Source organism: Paraburkholderia aspalathi (assembly GCF_905220735.1).
GTDB lineage: Bacteria > Pseudomonadota > Gammaproteobacteria > Burkholderiales > Burkholderiaceae > Paraburkholderia > Paraburkholderia aspalathi.
This window is the reverse complement of record NZ_CAJNBA010000004.1, coordinates 544,985-560,803: the sequence shown is the minus strand read 5'-3', so window position 1 is coordinate 560,803 and position 15,819 is coordinate 544,985. Positions and strand designations below refer to the sequence as shown.

The window sequence follows — 15,819 nt, the reverse complement described above, 5'->3', positions numbered from 1 at the left end:
ACCCATTACGTTCTGCTTTCATGCGACATGAGTAAGGGCGCGGTATCATGCGGCCTCACCTGGCCGGCTGCTTCGACCCTTGCGCGACACGCAGGCACTGAACAGGCCGAACGATAAAAACAAGCCACTGCCCGCGCGAACTCCGGTCCATCTGGCCCGCGCGGTGGGCTCGCGGACTTCAACGATGTTTCATTTCAGTTTCGCCAACGGCGTGCTTGGCGCGAGCCTGCAGACGCTCAGCCTTTACGCGCTGCTCGGCATTGTTGCGGCGCTATTGCTGGGCGGAATGGTCAAGGGCGTGGTGAGTATCGGCGTGCCGCTGGTGGCGATGCCGATTCTCAGCCAGTTCATGCCGATCAAGGAGGCCGTTCTACTACTGTCGATGCCGATCATTCTCGGCAATATTCCACAGGCGCTGGAAGGCGGCGACATGCTGCCGACGGTCCGGCGCATTGCCGCGCCCTTGATCGGTACGGTGATCGGCAACATCGTCGGCGTGAGCGTACTGATTTCGCTTGCGCCCCATCGCGCGCAGGCTGCTGCGGGCGTATTGCTGATCGTTGCGGCGCTGCTCCTGTTGCTTTCACCGCGGCTCACGCTGTCACCGAGATGGGCGAAACCGGCGGGCTTCGTATTGGGATTCGGGGCGGCGGTGATGGAGAGCATCGCTTCGGTGCCGGGGCCTTTGCTGGCGATGTATCTGATCGCCACGGGCGCGACGGGAAAAGTCTTTACCAAGCAGATCGCAATTATTCTGGTGGTGTCAATCATCACGCTGGTTGCCACGTTTAGCGGCGGTGCGCATGCCAGCTGGAGCGATCTGGTCATTTCGGTCTGCGCGAGTGTGCCGGTGATCGCGGGAATACTGTTGGTACGGCCGCTTAGAGACAGATTGCCGCCGGGAGCGTTTCGCGTTCTGGTTCTGGTATTCGTTCTGGCAGCCGCTGCGCAAATGGTCTGGAAATCCGGGGTTTTATAGGGTGTGGGCTGTGCGCGCCAACCGTGGAACGCGTATTGCTGCTCATTGCTCATAGCAATCCACCGGAGAGCGATCATGGCAAACATGCCCAATTCCCCGAACGAGCACGAAAACAAGCCGGATGAAGACCCCGGCAGCCCGCCTACCGAGGTTTCCAAGCCTATCGGCGACGCCATTCCTACCCCAGTCGAACCGGGTCTCGATCAGCCTCTGCCGCAAAAGGGCGACACGCCACCACCTAAGAAATGACGTTCCCGCTCTCGTGGCGGCAAAACGGAACAAACGCGGATCAAGCGGCAGCCGGCTCGTGGACGATCTTCAGCGCGCTCTTGTGCTCTTTGATCAGCCGGTAAACCGCTTCGCCCGGAACCGTCTCCCGCTCGAGCAGTTCGTCGGCAATGGCGCGCAGCACGGGCTCATAAGCATGCAGCAGCCCGTAGCACAACTCGTTCAACTCCTTGAGCAGCACGTTGGCGTGCTCGATGGCGCTCTTCATTTGCAGCCCCGCGTACTGCGACGGCAGCGCCGCGAGGCTGAACAGATCGCCATCGCGATTGAAGCCGAACTTCGACACCATGTCGAGACTGATGCGCGACGCTTCCTGCAGATCCGACGCGGCGCCGCTCGACGCTTCGGAGAACGTGAGAATTTCGGCGTTGCGACCGCCGAGCAGGACCTGAATCTCGTTGCGGATCTCGGTTTCGCGGTACAGGTGCTTGTCTTGCGCCTTGGTGATGAGCGCCACACCCAATGCGCCGCCGCGCGGCAAGATCGTGACTTCTTCCAGCACACCGGTGCCGAGCAGCGCGGCGACGAGACCGTGTCCCGCTTCGTGCACCGCGATACGCGTACGCTCGTCTTCGCTCAGTGCCCGCTCTGCCCCGCTCACGTCGCCGATGCGCGCAATCTTGATCGCCTCCATGAAATGCTTCGCGGCGATTTCCGTCTCGCCGGCTTTGCGCGCGACCAGTCCCGCCTGATTCACGACCATCGCGACCGTTGCCGGAGACAGACCAGTAGTCAGGCGAGCGAGCTGGTCGTAGTCGATGTCGGCGGCCTTCGACTTCAGCTTCTCTGCGTAGAAGCGGAAAATTTTCGCGCGGTCTTCGCGGTCGGGCAAACGGACCTGCACCGTGCGATCGAAACGGCCTGGCCGGCGCAACGCCTCGTCCAGATTGTCGGGATGGTTCGTGGCCGCGACGATGATGACGCCGTCATTCGAAGCGAAGCCATCCATTTCCGCCAGCAGCTGGTTGATGATGCGATTGCTCTCGGCTTCGACGGGACCGCCGCCGGTATCCGTGCGCTTGGCGAGGCCGTCGGCTTCGTCGATGAAGATGACCGTGGGCGCATTCTTGCGCGCGAGTTCGAACAGGTGTTTGACCTTCTGGATGCCGACACCGTAGTACTTCGCACTGAAGTAGCTGCCGGTGATCGAAATGAAGTTCGCGCCGCATTCGCCGGCGAGCGCCTGGGCAAGCCGCGTCTTGCCAACGCCAGGGCCGCCGACCATCAGAATGCCGCACGGTGCGCGCACGCCCATCGACGTGAACTGCTTCGGATCGGAAAGATAGCCGCGGATGTCCGCGAGCGCCGCCTTCGCTTCACCCGCGCCGATCACGTCGTCGAAACGCAGCGTAGGCGCCTTGCTGAGAAGCGACGCGCCGCCTCTCATCTCGCGGCGCATGAACCACACCATGCCGCCAATCAGCAATAGCGGCAACAGCAAACTGATCGCGTCGCGCACCTGATTGAACACCGGCACCCAGCGCGATGCGCCGGTGCGAATGTCGGCGTCGGGCAGCCAGACGAGCTGGTAGGACGCGGCCTGGCCAGCTTTGGGTTCACCGAGCAATAGTGCGTGCGAAAACGTCGCGTTATGGTCGGTGACGAAGTATTTCGCGCCATCGCGCTTCGACACGAGAATCGCGTTGGGGCTCACGCCGATCGCGGCCACGTTGGCGTCGTGAATATCGCGCAGCATTTGCGACGCGTCTTTCTCGTCATGTGTCCACGCCGAGGGATCGTGACGCATCTGATTCGCGATGCCGGTAAGCGCCGGAGTTGTCTGCACGTCGCGCTGCTGATAAATCCAAACGCTGAATGCGAGCAATGCCGCGATTAATACCGCACTGACCCCAATGGCGATCTTGCGTGCGCGTCTTTTCCCAAGCGAGTTCTTTCCCGGCTTCATGAGTCACTTCCAAAAACGGGCTAAAGGGAGCCCTGATACTGGTCAAATACAGGTAGTAGCGGTGGGTAGTCCGGCGATTTAAATCGTCGAATTTGGGGGAGCGATCGGCGCCTTGAAAGCGACGACCTGTTGTTCCGGCGCACAGTTTATCAGCGCTATATTCACTGCGTATTCTGCATACCTGAAAGTAACCGCGCCCTATTTAAAAGCGGTCAATATTGCAGTAAAGCGCGGAATATTAGAGGCGCACTTCCAAACAGGCTGGCGGCTATATAGGCAGGTGTTGGTATGAAGCAGGGATGAGCCGAGCGAGCGCCCGGCGAGGACGACACTTTCGTGGCGATCCCCCGCCGGTTGCTCGGCCAAGTCCGCAGGTGTGTGTTGCAACACCCCCAGACGTCCGATGGGCAAGACGCCCATCGGTTTCACAACTGAGCGGCGAACCTCTGTGGGCCCATCCGCATCATTACCGCACTCTCAGGTCCTTCTTTTTTATTGCCGGTACCTTGTGGCACCGATCTTCTCTCCTGCAACTACCCCCGATCCTCGCAACCTTTCCCTTCAGTAAATCTGAACTCAGGCAGCGGTACGCCGCCTCAGCTTCATCTGCGCATCACTCCCGAGCAGGTCGAGAAGCTTGATGACGCGTTTGCGATGGCTGGCAAGTAGCTCATGAGTCTCTTCCAGCGCGCGAATGCGCTTTTCCCAATACTCATGGTCTAGCGGGACCAGCACGCCAGCCGCGTCGCCACGTGTCACGTACTGAACCATGTTCTCAAGATGCTCCAACTGGCTATCCACCAGACTGGACGGACGCCGCCCGCCGCGTTGGGCGGTCGGTTGCCTGTTCGTGCCGCTCATCTTTCGATTCCCCGTAAATTGGCCGCCGGCAAAGCCTGGGCCTCGCACCCATTGCGCCGAGAATGCCAATCGGCGCGCTTTCTGCGTGCTTTGCGTGTTCAAACGCGGAGCCTGTTATAAACGCATGGTGGCGCCGTCGATGAAACCGATCTGCATCTAATCATCCGACGATACCGCAGCTTTTTTGTTAGGCTTTACCATCCGTCTCAATATTGGACGACGGCGTGTTAAATATCTGGTTACCGCCGCTGCCCGCCGGAATCACACGCATTGTTCGCAGCAACCGATCCATGAACCAGCGCACCTTACCGCCGCACCTGGCTGCTGCCGCCGCAGCCGAATCGCGCTCCGCCATTTCCACGAGCCGCTTCAGCACGCACGCGCTCACAGCCGACGAACAATTTCTGGCCTGGCGCCAGCGCGTGGGGCATGTGGTCGACGTGCCACCGTCGAAGGAACAGGTCGCCGGCGGATTTCGCGGCGAGATCGATCTTTATGCGGTCGGCGGCATGGTGTTTACGGACTGCAGCACGGACGCGGTGCTGCTGGAACGATCGGTCGCGCGGGTTTCCACAGACTCGCGGCGCGATTACGCCTTTCAACTGTTCGTGGAAGGCGAAGTCGGCCACGTCACGGGCATGCGCAAGAAACGCAGCGAGCAGGGCTCGGTGCAGGGCATCGTCGCGTTCGACCTGAATCAGCCGTTTCGGGCCGAGCGACCCGAATGCCGGCTTCTGAGCCTCTTCGTACCCGCTGCGATCGTGGATGAGGAACTGCGCGACGCCACAGCGATTCACGGCCGCGTCGTCCAGCAGGGTGCGCCGTTGACCAGTCTTGTGCTGGATCACATGACGGCAGTTGCCCGGGAAATCCCCAGGCTCGATCCAGCCAGCGCGGCGGAGGCATTACATGCCGGCGCCCAACTGCTGATCGCCGCCTTCCGCAAGGAGGCGCGACTGACCGGCGCGAGCCGGGCGGCGATGCAGGCCGCCGTGATGGGACAGGTGCGGCGTTACGTCGAAGCCAATCTTCATCAGGGCGACCTCACACCGACCAGCGTGGTTCAGGCCTTACAGCTGAAACGCGCCACCATCTATCGCTGGTTCGAGCACGACGGCGGACTCGGCGCCTACATCCGCAATCGCCGCTTGCGGGAAGCAGCGGACGAACTGGTTCGTTTCCCGCATCTTCAGGTAACGGAAATCGCCTATGGACTCGGCTTTCAGAGCGCGTCCGATTTCACACGCGCGTTTCGCCGCGCCTTCGACATGAGCCCGCAGGACATGCGGGCGCGCGCCGTGGACCTGCAGCACCGCGGCACGAGGGAGCGCTGGGGGAGCGCGCTTAAGCCGATTTAAGCCGGTTTAAGCCGGCGGCTGCGAAGCACCGGCAAGGCTCGCATCCGGCGCCTCTGCCTCCGGAAAGGCCCTTACCGCAGCAAGCGTAAGCAGGGTCGCGGCCATCAGATACCACGCCGGAACCATCGGATCGCCCGTGCGGTTGATCAGCCACGTCACGAGGAACGGCGAAAATCCGCCGAACAGGACGACGCCGAAGCTGTAAATCATCGCAACTCCCGCCGCGCGCCGATGCACCGGAAACGCCTCCATCATCAGCACGGAACTCGGACCGGCATTGTTGACCGCAAGCGCGACGTACCCTGTGATGATGACGAGCGCGGCAACGTCACCCACGCCGTGGGTCAGCGCCCGGAATGCCGGCCACGCGGCCGCCAGCGACGCCACGAGTGCCGCGTACTGCAACGTCTTGCGGCTTACGAAACGGTCGGCCGCGTGCGCCACGAGCGGCGTCACTACCAGGATCACGAGGCCCGACAGGCAGGCTGTCAGGAGACTGATTGCCGCCGGCCGATGCAGCGTACGAACCAGGTAGGCCGGCATATAGAAAACAGTGAGGTAGATGCCCACCGAAGGCGCCGCCATCATCAGGAGGCCGCAGACGAAGGGACGCGGGTACTCCATGAACATGCGCCTCGCACTGAGCCGCGTACGCGGCAGCGGCGCGGCCACCGGCATGCGGCGACGCAGGTACCAGCCGACCGGTCCGATCAGCCCACCCAGCACGAATGGAACGCGCCATCCCCAGTCATGCATGGCGGCGGGCGACAGCAGCGCCGTCGTGCAGGCCCCAACCAGCGCGGCGGCGAAGGCGGCCGCGCCCTGGCTCGCGCCGCGCCAGCTCACCATGAAACAGCGGTGCCGGTAGGTGACCGACTCCATCAGCGAAGCCGACGCCGGCCCGATCTCACCGCCTGCGGCGAGCCCCTGCATCAGGCGCGCGAGCACCATCAACACCGTCGCGGCCGGACCGATCGACGCATAGCCTGGCAAGCACGCGATCAGCCACGTGCCAAGGGTCATCAGCGTGAGCGATACCGTGAGGCCGGCTTTGCGGCCACGGCTGTCGGCAATGTAGCCGATCATGATCGCGCCGAGCGGGCGCATCACGAAGCCCGCGCCGAAGGTGGCGAGCGAGAGCAAGAGCGACGACGCGGGATTGCTCGATGGAAAGAACAGATTGCCGATAATGACCGCGGAAAAGCTGTAGACGGTGAAGTCGTACGCCACGAAGCCGTTACCGATAACAATTGCCGTGACGATACGCCTGAGTTCGGCGCGGGACGGTTGGGCCGCTTTGCGGGCAGCTGTTTGCATGGATTGCGGTCGACGGGGGAAGCGTCGAGGTGTTCAGGAGATGGGCAGAATTGCGGTGAAGCCTTTTTTAACGGCGCAAAAAGACGCAACTTTACACCGCGCGCGCGGATGTCGCCTCGCTTACCTCACCAACGGGTGGTGTCATTGTCGGATGCCGCGAAAGCATCTGAGCGCACTGCTACACTTGCAAACCGCTAACTTCCCGAAGAACCCTCGCTGCCGTCGTCCGGCACATTCTTCGGCTGACCCACTCCGCACGTCATGCTTCGATTCGAGAACCTCAGCAAACGCTATAGCGAACGCATCATCTTTCAGGGGCTGCATTACGACACGGCGGCAGGATGCGTGGCGCTCAACGATGAATCCGGCAGCGGCAAGTCGACGTTGCTGGGCATCCTCGCCGGCACGATCGAGCCCGACGCCGGCGACGTGTGGCTCGGCGGCCATTCGCTGCGCACCGCGCCGCGCGAGGCGAAATCCGTGCTCACGTACGTGCCCGAAGACTGCATGACGTATCCGGAGCAGACCGGTCGAGACTATCTGGCGCGTGTGGCGTCGGAGAGAAAGACAGCAGTCGATAGCCACACACTCGACCTTGCCCTGCGCTTCGGACTCGAGCCGCATCTCGACAAGCGCTTCGAGCAGATGTCGTTTGGCACGCGCAAGAAATTCTTCCTGACCGGGGCCGTACTCGGCGAGACCAAAGTCGTGATCGCGGATGAACCGGTCGGCGGACTCGACGCATCGGCGCGTGGCGTTCTGGTCGATCTGTTTAAAACGCTGGCCGAAACCCGCACGGTCTTTTTCTCGAGCTACGACACCGCTTTTACGCAAGCATGCGAAGCGAGAACCGTCAGTTTTGCGGACCTGGGTATGCGCGGCTAGAAAGATTCCGCACCCTATTAGCGAGTCAACGCGCCGTAGCTTCAGGCCTCACTGATAGCTCATCGTGAAGGTGGCGAGCCCCTTCACGATGCCCGGCCCTACCGTGCCAGTGGAAATGTACTGCGCGGTCAGCGGAATGCGAGTCGTGCTCGACGACGCACCTACCAACCATTGATTCCGATTGCCCGCTACCGCCGAATCCGGCCCGTAGCTCACTGCCGTTCCACCGCTATTGAGCACGCGTAACGCGACACCCGTCGCGGTCGACCCGCTCGCCAGCGTCAGATTACTGGTCGTATTGCCGGGAGTGGTCGCGTCGGTCAGCGTCACGTAAACATTCGCGCCGGCCTGACATGATAGTCCGATGCTGAGGTTCGTGTTACCGAGTGTCGTGCCGACGGGACTCAATGCGCTGGCATTGACGGTAGGCAGCGTGACGCTCACCGACGGCGTGGTCACCGTGCACGTGGTCGCGACAATCGAGGTGTTGTTGACCGAGATCGTCACGAGAGCCGGCGACGTTATATTCGCGGGGATATTGTGGCTGACCAGCGTGAGCAACTGCGGGATGTTCACCGCGCCACCCGTTGTCACCTGCGCGGCCGTTTTGACCAGTTGGTAGGTGAACGTGAAGCTGCCCTGGAACGCCGCCGTGTTCGTAATCGGCGCGCCGAAATCACCCCACTTGCCGACAGCCAGCGAAGACAAAGTCGTATTGCCGTAGGTCACGTCCACGACCTTGATGCCGATGCCGGCAATACCGGTGTTCCACACGCCCGCTACCGGGCTGCTCGTCAGTTGCGGGTAGTACTGGATATACCAGCCGTTGTTGTATGGTGGCACCGTCCCGGGATTCGACGGGCAGTTAACAGAAACGGTCGACGATTGCACCGGCCCGATTGCCGTGCCGACTGGCGTATCACGTGGCACGGTGAGCGTGCCGAAGCTGATCGCCGCCGATCCGCTAATCGTGCATTGCAGCGCTGCGTGAGCGGGTACGCTGGCGATCAGACCGGCGGATGCAGCAGCGAATAGCATCAGGATACCGAAGCATCGGCGCAAGGCACCGTACGAGAGAGACATCTTCATTGTGCTTTTCCTCCAGCGGACGAGCCCGCCGCTGCCTGGTTCGTCATGCCGGCCGCCGCGCCACACACGGCATCGATATGCGCGTACGCGCCGCGGTCTTCGCCCTTCGGCGGCAAGTGATAACCGAAGGCACACTGTTCATCCGCTGCATCCCCCCACTTCACCGTGAGCGCCCCCTCATCGGCCACGCCGCGCACAAAGATGCGACTGTTTTGGCCGATCGCACCGACACCTTGCCCCTTCTCGTCGTACACCGTCGCGCCGAAAGGCAACGGTGCGCCGTTCGGCAAGCGCGCGGAGATCACCGCTGCCCTGCCCGTCACCGTGCCGAAGTGAATCATCACCACCGAGTTGGCACGTGGCGCCACCTGCTGGCTGGTCGACTTGAATTCGACGTCGAGCGGGATTCCCTTCGGATCGATTTCAACCGTGTTCAGGCTATACGGCGTCAGATACGGAATCACCGCATAGCCGAAGTTGTCGATGCGCACACCGGACGAATTGGTGATGCGGGCGCCCTTCGCGTCTTTCGCCTCGACCACACCGATCGTGTCGCCCAGATCGTTCGCGAAGGTCACGCCGCCCGGATGCGCGACGATCGCGCCGGTCACGCCTGCCGACACTTGCGAGTAGCCGGAGCCGCCGCTTGCGCTCGCCGCCAGCGTCGCGTACGGGCTGCGGTACTGGCCGTTCACGCCGCCTGCACTCGAGCCCGGCGCATGGTTTGCCGTCACGCCATAGGTGAATTCGTTGTCGACGCCGGCGGAGCCGTTCAGCATCGCCTGTTCGGACGAACCGCTCTGACTGTTGTGCGTGAAGCTGGTCGAGAGGGTCGGCGCATGCTGACCGTTGCCGAGCGGAATCGAGACGCTTGCGAAGATCTGATTGTTCATCTGCCCGGTCAGGCCGTCGCGCTGCCTCGACAGCGACACGTTGTAGCTGAAGTTGGTGCCGAGCGCGCGCAACACGTTGTTGTAGCCGATCTGGAATTGCGTGGTGGTGCCGCTGCGATTCCAGTAGTCAAGTGTCGAGCCGACCACATAGGCATTGCCCCAGCCATTGCCGAAGCTCTGGTTCATCGTCAGTTGGACCTGACTGCGCTGGCGATCCACCGAGGACGGGTCCTGCCCTGCGGCAACCGCGCTGCGCGCCAGCATGGCGTCGCGCAACGCCCAGAAACCGCTCGACGAATAGCGATAGGCGGCGACAGTGAAGTTCGTGTTGGTGGTCGGCACCAGCTTGCTGTAGCTGATTCGCACGCTCTGGCCGGTGGTGTTGGTCACGCCGCGAATGTTGGCGCGCGCCTCAGTTACGTCCAACGCAACCGCGCCCAATGGCGTGTTGACCGCCGCGCCGAGCAGCCCGGCGAGATAGCCGTCCGCAACAATCGTCCCCGCGTAGCCGGTGATGACGTTGTTGAAACCGTGCTGCACCGTCCCCTGAAGGAGGTTGTCGTGCTGATTGACCTGCGCATCGCGAAGCTGGCCCGCGGCGACATTGAAACGCGTGATGCCCGGACGCAGCAACTGCGCGACCGACGCATAGGGCACGGAGAAACTATGCTGACTGCCGTCGGCTTCAGTGACGGTGACGAGCAGGTTGCCGCCGTAGCCGGTGGCATACAGATCATTGATCTCGAATGCGCCCGGTGCGACGGTCGTTTCGTACAGTTTGTTGCCGTTCTGCGTGACACTCACGCGCGCATTGGTCATCGCCACACCGCGAATCAGCGGTGCATAGCCGCGCAGCGAGTCCGGCAACATGCGGTCGTCGCTCGCGAGTTCGACACCGCGAATGCCGATGCTGTCGAACACTGCGCCGTCGGTAAAGGCGTCGCCGAGCGTCAACTGGCTGCGAATCGACGGCAGATCGTGCTGCACGTACGTCGCGATGTTCTGATACGTGCGCGGTCCGTTCGATTGCCACGTCAGCGCGGAATTTTGCCGGAAGTGCCAGCTGCCTACATTGACGCCGCTATTCAGGCCGAGATAGGTCTGTGTATTGGACAACCCCGCGGAGCCCGAACCCGTCACGCGAAACGAATTCAGGTTGTAGCCCAAAGTGGCCGAGGTCACGCCTTCGTCCCAGAACTCGGGACTCACGTAGCCTTGCGGATTGCGCAGCAGCGCCGCCTGCGGGATGCTCAGATCGAGCCGCAGATCGGACAGATCGAAGGATTGCGACGCACCGTCGACGAGATTGGCAACGTTCGCGCACTCGCCCGCCTGGGCTTTCGCGAGTTCGCCGCGGCCCTTGTCCGACAGCGTCGAAAAGTCCAGACCGAGGCGCTCGATCAGCGCCTTGCTGAAACACGGCACGGCGTTCCCCGCGCCGTCCCGTGCCACGAAACGCAGCGTGTCGTGGCCGACCCAGTTTCCGTTGACGTAGAGGTCGACGGTGTACTCGCCGGGCTGCACCGGATTGCCGCGCTCGAAACGCGACACGTCGACGCTTTGGCCTTTCGGCTTCATCAGAAATTCGCTGTTGAACTGCACGTCGGCCAGCATCGTGGAGTCGGCGAACGCGGGCGTCGCGCCCCATGCGGCCAGCGCGCCGAGCATCACGGCATGGCTGCGCCTGAGCGCGAACCAGTTTCCGGCTCGCGGCCGCGAAGAATATTCCCGGGTGCGCATGATTACTTGCGGGTCCCGTCGCGCAGCGTTTTGCCGGTGACGCCGGCGCCGTAGTCGTTGATGAAGGTGTAGTCGACTTGCGCCGGCACGTCGGCGAGCGGCGCAACGTTGCCAATGTCGAAGTCCGCGCTCGCGCCCGGGTCGACCATGCCGCCCTTGTCGCTGGTCCAGCTCGTCGTGCTCTCGCTCGCGACGATCTTGCTGAACGTCACGTGATACGGCGTCGGATTGGTCGCCTCGAGCGCGTAGGCGCCGTTGTCCTTGCGCACGAATTTCCAGCTGACTTTCGCGGCCGCTTCGTCCGCATTGCCCGGCAGCCCCGCCGGACGGAAGAACAGCTTGATGCGTGAACGGAACGCCAGCTGCAGCGAATTTGGATCGTCCGCTGTGGTGCTCGCTGCCGCGCGCGGCGGCACTTCAAGCACGTTAAGCCAGAACAGGGACTCCTTGTCTTGCGGCAACGGTTCCTGCGTGTAGATCAGGCGCAGGCTCTGCCCTTTCTTCGGATCGAGGCGAAAAAGCGGCGGCGACAAGGTGAACGGCACCTTCGATTCGTCCGGCATCGCGTTCGGATTGCCGGTGTCGAGCCACACCTGAACCAGCGCTGGTGCGTCACCTTCGTTACTGAGCTTGACGGTTACTTCACGCTCTTTTGCCTGATAGATCACGCGCGTGCCGCTGATCACGACACCCGCATGCGCGCTGCTCACCAACCACGACAATGCGAAAACCGTCATCGCCCTTGATAAATTCTTTCGCATTGCCATTTCGTTATCCTGATTGCGTGGCGAACTCGTGGTTCGCTCTGTTCTCCTCGACAGCCGGCGCCTCTCGCGGGCGCCGGCTACCGCCCCGTAGCGTCCTGCTTTTACTGGTAGACGATCGAGTACATAACGGTCGTATTGACGGTACCTGCCGTCGATGCGCCATTGGTTGCCACGTATTGCGCAAAGTACTTGAGCGTGGCCGCACCGCTTGCCAGCGCGACTGCCTTCGAGTTCTGCGAGGCCTGCGCGGCACCCAGCGTGATCACGCTGCTGTCGCCGTTGAGCAGGCCGATTTCGACGTTGGTCGCCGTGCCCGAAGCGTTGATCAGTTGGCCCGTGGTCGTATCGACCGTGGCGCCCGGTTCGAAATAAGTCGACACGTTGCCCGAATTCGGCGTGCAGTTCGACAGTGCGATGTTGAACGGCGTGCGGCCCGCGGTCGTGCCCGCAGTGGCGAGCGCCGAAGTCGAGACAGTCGGCAGCGTAACGGTGAAGTTCTTGCCGCCGCCGTTACCGCTGATCGTGCAGGTCTGGCTGGTGATCTGGCCGTTGAATGTGATGGTGCCGTCGGCTGCGTGCGAAACGGCCGGCATGACGGCTGCTGCAGCGATGGCCGTAGCGAGAACGCCTGAGCGCGTGAATTTCATGGTTATCCCCATTGATAAGTAATGCGTCGTATTGAAAGACCGTGTGTGTGGCGGGTTCAGCGATGGCGTTGCGCTCAAACCGACCGCGCCGGGGGCAATTATCGGGACGATGGCAAAAGGGGACAGTCAAGCAGTGTCAAGCGGGACGGGAGAAGGTTGAAGCAGTGTCAAAACGAAGGTTTTCTGGAAGTAAGAGCTACTTGCGCGGCCGCTTTTGCGTCCGAAAAGCGGGTCTGCCCTACCGGCTTTATTCATACAAATAGGGCTTAACCGAGAAAAATCTACGTTTAAAACGTGGGTGCAAGTCGATTTTGCCGGAAAGAGCTTTTTGTTGTCCGTTACGGGGCTGTCAAATCGCCTTAACTGAAGCTCGTTGTCTTCGCTCCCCAGCAGTGATCACGCCTCGGAGTGCCTCGACGCATTCAATTGACGCGCGGGCATCTCCGACGACATCTATTCGCGGAGTCCGAAATGAAACGCGCGCTTATGATGCTTGCGCCGGTCGGCGGGATGCTGGTTGGCGCTGCCCACGCGCAAAGCTCGTTGACGATCAGCGGAACAACGTACACGTACTGTGCGGCCGAGGGTCAATTCTGTTCATTCACTGGCACGGCGAACGTCGTCTACGGCACCACGTCGCCTACGCTTCAATACGATATCAATGGGCCGTTCACGGGCGGGGTGCAGTGCTCGACGGGAGCGGTGTCGACTACGGACCCTGCGTTCGGGTATGGGAAGAGTTGCTGGTACAAAAGCACTTCGGCACCCACGCCCACGCCGACTCCTACTCCGACGCCAACCCCCACCCCTGCTCCGACGCCGAGTCCCTCTGGTGCGTGGACGCAGTGTGCCGTCGAGAACGCGCGCTGTTCGTTCAGCGGCAAGATGACCGTGCTTTATGGCGCGAGTACGACTGCCAATAACGTGAGCAAAGTTTTCACCAATGGCGTGACTTGCAGCAATACGGCTTTTGGTACCGACCCGGCGTACGGGGTTTCGAAGTTCTGCTGGATTCCGAAGACACCTGCACCGGCGCCTACACCTACGCCGACGCCTACACCTACACCTACACCGACTCCGACTCCGACTCCGACTCCGACTCCAACGCCGACACCCACACCGACGCCAACACCGACACCGACACCGACACCGACACCGACACCGACACCGACACCGACACCCACACCGACGCCAACACCGACACCGACACCCACACCGACACCCACACCGACGCCAACGCCGACGCCGACGCCGACTCCAACACCGACTCCAACACCGACGCCTACGCCTACGCCGGTATCCGCCATCGCCTGCGCAGCACCAACGTCAGCAACCGGAGGCACCGCCAATGGCCTGATCGTCACCGACACGCCAAGCAGCAACGGCACACGCCTTTTCAATCAAGGCAGCAGCTTCCAGGTGTCGTTCGTCACCGCGGCGACATCGGCGGACACCGTCGTCTGGTCGATGCAGGATCAGCTAGGCAACATAAAAGGCAGCGGTTCGTTCGCCGTTGCGAGCGGGACGCGGACTAGCACGCTGTCGTGCCAGAGCAGCGCGGCGGGTTACTTCGCGATCACGGCGACGCTGTCGCACTCAGGCGGCACGCTGCCGCAATTCGGCACACGTCCAACCGGCATCGCCACGTTCGGCATCTTGCCGAACCTGTCCAGCACGATACCGGCAGTCAGCTACGCGCATCAGGAGCAGCACCGCTTCGGCATGCAGGGCTTCAACGACAATGGCGCGATGCTCACAGCGCTCGGCATCTCCCAAACGATCGACGACCGTGAACTGTCCGCCATGGAGCCCAATGCGGCGAATACGTGGACGCCTTCCTTATCGGATCTCGATCCGTTCTACACGAACGGCAAGATCATGCGGCTCATCAGGCTCGACGGCATTCCCGCGTGGGCGAGTCCGACTGGCGCGTTCCAGGACGACACCAACGCCCCGACCAACGAAACCTACTACCAGAACTACATGGCGCGCGTGGGCACCGATAGCGCCGCGATCCGTCAGCAGTATTTTCCCAATCAGCAATACAACTATTATCAGGTGACGTGGGAGCCCCAATGGGTGGATTCGACCGCCAATTTCGTCGCGATGTACGCGGCGGCCTATAAAGGCTTGCATTCGACTGATCCGAACGCGGTCGTGATGGGCACGACCAACGTCTTTCCCGCCAACTGCTCGACGCAATGTACGCAGGGATATCTCGCCACCTACGCATCGCTAGGGCTCGGCAATTACATCGACGGTGTGACGACGCACGGCTATTACAACGCCGGCACGTTTGCGGGACACCCGCCCGAACAATACGATACCGATCCGAATCCCGCGAACGTCGCGAACGCCCTCGATCAGCAGATGAGGTCGTTGCGTTCGCAGATGCAGTTGGTCAAGCCGAACATGCGCTTGTGGATGACCGAGCTCGGCATCACCTACGACTCCGGTGCCGCTTATGGGCCGAGTTATCCGCCGGCGAACCAGCTATATGGGCAAGCTGCAGTTGCATTGCGCGCGCACCTCATCATTCTTGGCGAAGGTGCACAGGTCACTTACTTCTTCTACGGCTCGGACTATCCGGCTGACGTGGGCATCGGCACGTTCTTCGATCTCGCTGATCCGCAAGGGCAATATGGCGCGACGAATCTGAGTCCCAAACCAGAAGCGCTCGCGTTCGCCGCACTAACGCGCGTCCTCGACGGCACGCAAACGCTCGGGCGTCTCAACGGGCTTCCTTCGATGGTGTATGGCTATGCATTCCAGCAACTGAACTCAGGACCGGTGATCGCGGCGCTCTGGACGCACAACAATTCGAACTGGCCGACGTCATCGGGCACCTACAGTTCGACCTATAGCACCACGTATGCATTGACCGTGAACTCGACCGGCACGAACGGCACCGTAAGCGTCATCGACATGATGGGCAATGTAAGCTCGGTGAGCTACACGAACGGCGTCGCGAATCTCACGCTGACCGAGTCGCCGATTTACGTGGTGCTCGCGAACGCCAATGCGATCCAGGGCAAGTACACAGCACCCGTGGGCTATACAGGACAATAATCTATGGCAAACAGATGGTG

13 protein-coding genes are annotated in these 15,819 nt (G+C 61.8%); 6 read left to right on the top strand and 7 right to left on the bottom strand.

Going from position 1 to position 15,819, the window contains the following annotated elements; translation table 11 throughout:
* Positions 1 to 184: 184 nt before the first annotated feature.
* Complete coding sequence (locus KHO30_RS25315) at positions 185 to 979, top strand: sulfite exporter TauE/SafE family protein (protein ID WP_171926452.1); 795 nt, start codon at positions 185 to 187, stop codon at positions 977 to 979.
* A gap of 75 nt (positions 980 to 1,054) precedes the next feature.
* On the top strand, positions 1,055 to 1,228 hold the full coding sequence (locus KHO30_RS25310; RefSeq protein ID WP_200654299.1) for a hypothetical protein: 174 nt from the start codon (positions 1,055 to 1,057) through the stop codon (positions 1,226 to 1,228).
* Between the two features lie 40 nt (positions 1,229 to 1,268).
* On the opposite strand, the gene KHO30_RS25305 is transcribed toward KHO30_RS25310, so the two are convergent.
* Entirely contained in the window at positions 1,269 to 3,173 is a 1,905-nt protein-coding gene (locus KHO30_RS25305) for an AAA family ATPase (RefSeq protein WP_200620448.1), read from the bottom strand.
* A 576-nt stretch (positions 3,174 to 3,749) separates the two neighbouring features.
* On the bottom strand, positions 3,750 to 4,034 hold the full coding sequence (locus KHO30_RS25300) for a hypothetical protein (protein ID WP_211702692.1): 285 nt from the start codon (positions 4,032 to 4,034) through the stop codon (positions 3,750 to 3,752).
* Between the two features lie 290 nt (positions 4,035 to 4,324).
* On the opposite strand from KHO30_RS25300, the gene KHO30_RS25295 reads away from it, so the two are divergent.
* Entirely contained in the window at positions 4,325 to 5,392 is a 1,068-nt protein-coding gene (locus KHO30_RS25295) for an AraC family transcriptional regulator (RefSeq protein WP_093633055.1), read from the top strand.
* 6 nt (positions 5,393 to 5,398) lie between these two features.
* Here the strand turns inward: KHO30_RS25295 and KHO30_RS25290 are convergent, their stop codons facing one another.
* A complete protein-coding gene (locus KHO30_RS25290; protein ID WP_211702691.1) occupies positions 5,399 to 6,709 on the bottom strand; it encodes an MFS transporter in 1,311 nt (436 codons plus the stop codon).
* A gap of 261 nt (positions 6,710 to 6,970) precedes the next feature.
* On the opposite strand from KHO30_RS25290, the gene KHO30_RS25285 reads away from it, so the two are divergent.
* Entirely contained in the window at positions 6,971 to 7,594 is a 624-nt protein-coding gene (locus tag KHO30_RS25285) for an ABC transporter ATP-binding protein (protein WP_200620451.1), read from the top strand.
* Between the two features lie 48 nt (positions 7,595 to 7,642).
* Here KHO30_RS25285 and KHO30_RS25280 read toward each other — a convergent pair whose 3' ends face one another.
* The 4 genes from KHO30_RS25280 to KHO30_RS25265 all read right to left on the bottom strand — a co-directional run bounded on the left by KHO30_RS25280 (position 7,643) and on the right by KHO30_RS25265 (position 12,730).
* Positions 7,643 to 8,683 (bottom strand): fimbrial protein, encoded by a 1,041-nt coding sequence (locus KHO30_RS25280; RefSeq protein ID WP_200620452.1) that lies wholly within the window; start codon positions 8,681 to 8,683, stop codon positions 7,643 to 7,645.
* Entirely contained in the window at positions 8,680 to 11,316 is a 2,637-nt protein-coding gene (locus KHO30_RS25275; protein WP_211702690.1) for a fimbria/pilus outer membrane usher protein, read from the bottom strand. The genes KHO30_RS25280 and KHO30_RS25275 overlap by 4 nt, the downstream gene beginning before the upstream one ends.
* Positions 11,317 to 11,318: 2 nt before the next feature.
* Positions 11,319 to 12,077 carry a fimbrial biogenesis chaperone gene (locus tag KHO30_RS25270; protein WP_244179240.1) on the bottom strand — a complete coding sequence of 253 codons (759 nt, stop codon included), beginning with the start codon at positions 12,075 to 12,077 and terminating at the stop codon, positions 11,319 to 11,321.
* Positions 12,078 to 12,184: 107 nt separating this feature from the next.
* Positions 12,185 to 12,730, bottom strand: coding sequence for a fimbrial protein (locus tag KHO30_RS25265; protein WP_093633060.1), 546 nt, complete (start codon positions 12,728 to 12,730; stop codon positions 12,185 to 12,187).
* A gap of 953 nt (positions 12,731 to 13,683) precedes the next feature.
* On the opposite strand from KHO30_RS25265, the gene KHO30_RS39345 reads away from it, so the two are divergent.
* Together KHO30_RS39345 and KHO30_RS25260 are read left to right on the top strand one after the other, a co-directional pair.
* Complete coding sequence (locus KHO30_RS39345; protein ID WP_244864131.1) at positions 13,684 to 14,265, top strand: hypothetical protein; 582 nt, start codon at positions 13,684 to 13,686, stop codon at positions 14,263 to 14,265.
* Positions 14,198 to 15,799: a hypothetical protein gene (locus KHO30_RS25260; protein ID WP_244864141.1), complete on the top strand. Its 1,602-nt coding sequence runs from the start codon at positions 14,198 to 14,200 to the stop codon at positions 15,797 to 15,799. Before KHO30_RS39345 ends, KHO30_RS25260 begins: the two co-directional genes overlap by 68 nt.
* The last annotated feature ends 20 nt before the right edge of the window (positions 15,800 to 15,819 follow it).

Coding starts and splice junctions, on each gene's coding strand:
- KHO30_RS25315 (WP_171926452.1), top strand. CDS start 185: ATGTTTCATTTCAGTTTCGCCAACGGCGTGCTTGGCGCGAGCCTGCAG.
- KHO30_RS25310 (WP_200654299.1), top strand. CDS start 1,055: ATGGCAAACATGCCCAATTCCCCGAACGAGCACGAAAACAAGCCGGAT.
- KHO30_RS25305 (WP_200620448.1), bottom strand. CDS start 3,173: ATGAAGCCGGGAAAGAACTCGCTTGGGAAAAGACGCGCACGCAAGATC.
- KHO30_RS25300 (WP_211702692.1), bottom strand. CDS start 4,034: ATGAGCGGCACGAACAGGCAACCGACCGCCCAACGCGGCGGGCGGCGT.
- KHO30_RS25295 (WP_093633055.1), top strand. CDS start 4,325: ATGAACCAGCGCACCTTACCGCCGCACCTGGCTGCTGCCGCCGCAGCC.
- KHO30_RS25290 (WP_211702691.1), bottom strand. CDS start 6,709: ATGCAAACAGCTGCCCGCAAAGCGGCCCAACCGTCCCGCGCCGAACTC.
- KHO30_RS25285 (WP_200620451.1), top strand. CDS start 6,971: ATGCTTCGATTCGAGAACCTCAGCAAACGCTATAGCGAACGCATCATC.
- KHO30_RS25280 (WP_200620452.1), bottom strand. CDS start 8,683: ATGAAGATGTCTCTCTCGTACGGTGCCTTGCGCCGATGCTTCGGTATC.
- KHO30_RS25275 (WP_211702690.1), bottom strand. CDS start 11,316: ATGCGCACCCGGGAATATTCTTCGCGGCCGCGAGCCGGAAACTGGTTC.
- KHO30_RS25270 (WP_244179240.1), bottom strand. CDS start 12,077: ATGCGAAAGAATTTATCAAGGGCGATGACGGTTTTCGCATTGTCGTGG.
- KHO30_RS25265 (WP_093633060.1), bottom strand. CDS start 12,730: ATGAAATTCACGCGCTCAGGCGTTCTCGCTACGGCCATCGCTGCAGCA.
- KHO30_RS25260 (WP_244864141.1), top strand. CDS start 14,198: ATGCAGGATCAGCTAGGCAACATAAAAGGCAGCGGTTCGTTCGCCGTT.